This is a genomic window from Yoonia sp. R2-816, assembly GCF_046762905.1.
Lineage (GTDB): Bacteria > Pseudomonadota > Alphaproteobacteria > Rhodobacterales > Rhodobacteraceae > Yoonia.
Genome location: NZ_JBKQXN010000158.1, coordinates 1 through 3,864, shown reverse-complemented (window position 1 = coordinate 3,864; position 3,864 = coordinate 1). Strand labels below are relative to the sequence as shown.

The window sequence follows — 3,864 nt, the reverse complement described above, 5'->3', positions numbered from 1 at the left end:
ATTGACCAGGAACTCACTGATGCCAACAAAATCATGACCTGCGGCAGGTGGGGTGTTCATAACGGTCATTACGTTCTCCAATTCAAGCTGGTGAGCAATTGATTTGATCTCGTTTGCATGCTGTACGTGCCGATGATGAGCGGAAACCTGGCTCTCTCTTCCTGGCCGACGTTCCATTCAGTTTGTCTCGCGTCCAGCATAAGAACCAGATCACCGTATTGGGAAATACTGGAATCCTATAATTGAATAGATATCGGCTATGGTGAGGCCTGCGCCTGTCAGACTGCCATTTCGTCAACACGGCCTAACCAAGCAGTGGTTCAGTCGCCGCAAAGCTCATTCGGTCCCCTTCATCCGCCATTTGCCACCTGATTTTGGATGTCCGGAATGTGCGGTTCGCGACCTGCTGCGCGAGCGAATGCCTGTATGGCGATGGAGGCCTCCTGGGGGCTCGTCTGACCAAGTCCCCTCACGGTGTGAAGGTCCGCTTTCAGGAAACGGCCCCGGGGGTTTGCAAAGTCCGCATTCTGCGCTCCGCCGCCATTAGTGCATTGAGCAGCATTCGTGACTCCGGGCTCGTTGGTTGAATCTGCTGCGCTTTGTCTGAACGGCTGGTCTGGAAAACGAGGGTTTTTCAGACAACAGTGCACGGCCACCGACGGAGCCACAACCGCTGAGGAATATTGTCTCGAATTCGCGTCCAACAATCTACGTTCAGTGCCTGGACAATTCGATGAGAAAGCAGGCGCTTGAAAACACGGAGAAAACCCTGTTCGCATTTATTGCGAGCCGAACCGGATGATTGCAGGCTGGTCGCAAATAATGTGGGTTCGTTCGCAAATAATCCGGGCTTGCCCCCTTCGATAGATGCAAATAATTCGGGCCGAAAATCAGGATGATTGCAGGTCGAGCCGATTATGTTTGCAGGTCGTTACACCTATGACGCGTTTCGCCACCGCATCATGTTCCCGATCCGGGACACACGCGGGCGTGCGATTGCGTTCGGGGGGCGTGCAATGGACCCGGCAGATAACGCCAAATATCTGAATTCCCCGAAAACCGAGTTGTTCGACAAAGGCAGCAGCCTGTTCAACTACGGCCCCGCCCGCGAGGCTGCCGGTAAGGGGCAACCGCTGTTGGTGGCCGAAGGGTACATGGATGTGATTGCGTTAAGCGAGGCGGGATTTGGAGCATCCGTGGCACCACTTGGCACGGCCGTGACGGAAACCCAGTTACAGATGATGTGGCGCGTGGCGCCCGAACCGGTGATCATGCTGGACGGTGATGTGGCCGGGCAACAGGCGGCGGCACGGGTGATTGATCTGGCGTTGCCGCTGCTTGAGGCCGGACAATCGGTCCGCTTCGCAATGATGCCCGATGGCCAGGATCCGGATGATCTGCTGAAATCCGCTGGGGCAGGGGCCATGAGTGACCGTGTCAGTGAAGCGTTGCCGATGCTGCAGCTTTTGTGGCAACGCGAAGTTGAAGGCAAGAATTTCGACAGCCCCGAACGCAAGGCGGCGTTGGATAAGACCCTACGGGAAAAGATCATGTTGATCAAAGACCGATCGATCCGCAGCCATTACGGCCACGCGATCAAGGACATGCGGTCAGATTTGTTTGGCAACAAGCACGCGTCGTTTGAACGTGGCCGCTCCCGAGGACAATGGACGCCGCATGGCGTGAAGCTGCCTGCGCAATCCAGCACGAAGGCATCGTTGTTGGCAGGCGGCCCGTTGTCCGAAGATCACCTGCACGAAGCTGTCATTCTGGCCGTTTTGATCCGCAATCCACTGGTATTGAAAGAGTTCCAGGGCGCGTTGGAACAATTGATCTGTTCCGGGCCCGATACCAGCATGTTGCGCGACGCCATGGTCAAACTGGCACCGCAGGCGGATATCGAGGCTGCGCTGATCGCGGAAATTGGCGACGGACCCCTGAAAAAACTCTTCGCGCAAGCACATGTCGCGATAACGCCAGCCGTAAGGCGACCCGACAATGGGGACCTTGCGCGGACGTGTCTGACCGGGGAGTTTGCGAAACTTACTGCTCGGCGCAACCATACGCATGAGATGCAAGACGCCATTGAGGAAATCCGTTCAGATGTGGTCGATGAAGGGTTGACGCAGCGGCTGGCACAGTCGAATGCTGCCATGAATAAAGCTGACCGCCTGTCGAGCGATGACAGTGAAGAGTACGATAGCTCTGATATGGGGACACAAATCAAAAAAGACGAGCGCTCGGCATTTGATGCACTTTTGGTGCAGATTGATTTAGCTGAAGGCGCCAAGCGGTCTACGTCAGATTAGCAACACGGGAGTTGTTTGAAAAACGCCGGCCTGATCTCGGTGCATTTTGTGGCCTTGGCTTCTGTACGCTGGCCTGATCGCGCCATGTTGCGGACTTCTTGCGACCCTGTGTAAACTCGCGCCAATCCCACTGGCATCTCTGCCTCTGACCGGGGTAAAGTCATATGCGTCAGCTGACCATTCGACAGACCGTGGCCCTTTGGGGCGGATGGCGCCCTGCGCGCCCCGTTTCCAAGGCACTTGGTGCAATGGATGTGACCGAAACAGTCCGTGCCATTGATCCGAGCTGGCCGATCTTTACACGCGTCGCGGCCGTTCACATCGGTGTTGAAAAATTCTTTTGGACCCGAGCCCGAGGCAGTACCCAAAAAGTGCTGCGCGAGATCATTGAATCCCGCAGCCTTCTCAAGCTCCAAGGGTACACACATATTGCCGTCACCGGACCGTTCCTGCTCAGGATCAGGCGCCGCGCCCGTTTGAGCGAGGTCCGCTCATTTCGTAATGCGCGAACAATCGCTGCACCAATCAATGCCCTTTATCGAGGACGGCTGGCTGCATGGGACAGGATATCGCGCAACCGAAGCAAAGAGGGTACTGCCAGACTGGAAGAACTCGGTGCAATCGCCGCGCAGGGCTTCCAGGAGCATGGCGTGTTTGAGATTTGAGACTGCGTTATAGGTGCAAGTAATTTGAGCGAGAAGTAGCGACGGTTGCAGGCTGAGCCAACCATGTTTGCAAGCCGCGACAACTATCAGTCTGGCCACAGGGCAGAGAGTTCAAATTCGATAGCATCGAACGGCGCCACTGAAACCTTGTCGTCGTCTTTCAGCGCCGCGATCAGTGTCCAGCTGCCGTCCTGATTGGCAAAGGCTTCTAGTGTCCGCGCAACAGGATCGACAAACCACAGATGACTAACGCCAGCTTCACCATAGAGAGCACGTTTCTCCACAAGATCGAACTGGCGCGTGCTGCGCGATAGAACCTCGCATACCCAATCAGGCGCCAGATCAAAGGCGGCTGTATCCGGAAACTCTGGCATGCGTTCACGCCGCCAACCAGCAATGTCTGGTACAAGAACATTCTCATCGAGATGCAGTTCGGGTTCGTCGATTATCCACCAGCCACCAAGGCCCTCACCCCCAAGTTGGAACGTGCTGCCTAATTTCATACCAAGTACAGATCCAGCGAAACCATGACGGCTTGTGGGCCGTGGATGAAGATGAAGTGCGCCATGAACCAGTTCGGCCACCATGTTCGCCGGGGCGTCTATGACGTCTTGGTATGTCGCATCGTGGCGAATGATGGGTGCAACCTGATTCATCGACAAAAGTCCTTTCGCAAGATGAATATAGTGCGAAACAGCTGCCACGTCACCTTCTCTATGCCGAGGTGAGTGCGGCGCTTCTCCTACGCGTGTGAACTCACGCTGAAGTGCAGTTCCTGATATGTCGTTTTACTCCAATCGGTTCTGGATTTCCATCAGCTTGGTTTCGAAGATCTCGGCAGGGGTGTGATACCCGAGGCACTTGCGCGGTGTGGAATTGAGGCGGTGGCA

At 55.6% G+C, this 3,864-nt stretch carries 3 protein-coding genes and 1 pseudogene; 2 read left to right on the top strand and 2 right to left on the bottom strand.

The genetic code is table 11. The annotated features are described in order from the left end of the window. The first annotated feature begins 917 nt into the window (after window positions 1–917). Together ACFWW2_RS05485 and ACFWW2_RS05480 are read left to right on the top strand one after the other, a co-directional pair. On the top strand, window positions 918–2,309 hold the full coding sequence (locus ACFWW2_RS05485) for a DNA primase (RefSeq protein ID WP_393926761.1): 1,392 nt from the start codon (window positions 918–920) through the stop codon (window positions 2,307–2,309). A 248-nt stretch (window positions 2,310–2,557) separates the two neighbouring features. Further along, complete coding sequence (locus ACFWW2_RS05480; protein WP_393926759.1) at window positions 2,558–2,974, top strand: hypothetical protein; 417 nt, start codon at window positions 2,558–2,560, stop codon at window positions 2,972–2,974. Between the two features lie 86 nt (window positions 2,975–3,060). Here ACFWW2_RS05480 and ACFWW2_RS05475 read toward each other — a convergent pair whose 3' ends face one another. Further along, window positions 3,061–3,678: a Uma2 family endonuclease gene (locus tag ACFWW2_RS05475; protein WP_393926757.1), complete on the bottom strand. Its 618-nt coding sequence runs from the start codon at window positions 3,676–3,678 to the stop codon at window positions 3,061–3,063. An 84-nt stretch (window positions 3,679–3,762) separates the two neighbouring features. After that, a pseudogene (locus tag ACFWW2_RS05470) lies at window positions 3,763–3,864 on the bottom strand (integrase); the annotation flags it as partial.

Coding starts and splice junctions, on each gene's coding strand:
- ACFWW2_RS05485 (WP_393926761.1), top strand. CDS start 918: ATGTTTGCAGGTCGTTACACCTATGACGCGTTTCGCCACCGCATCATG.
- ACFWW2_RS05480 (WP_393926759.1), top strand. CDS start 2,558: ATGGATGTGACCGAAACAGTCCGTGCCATTGATCCGAGCTGGCCGATC.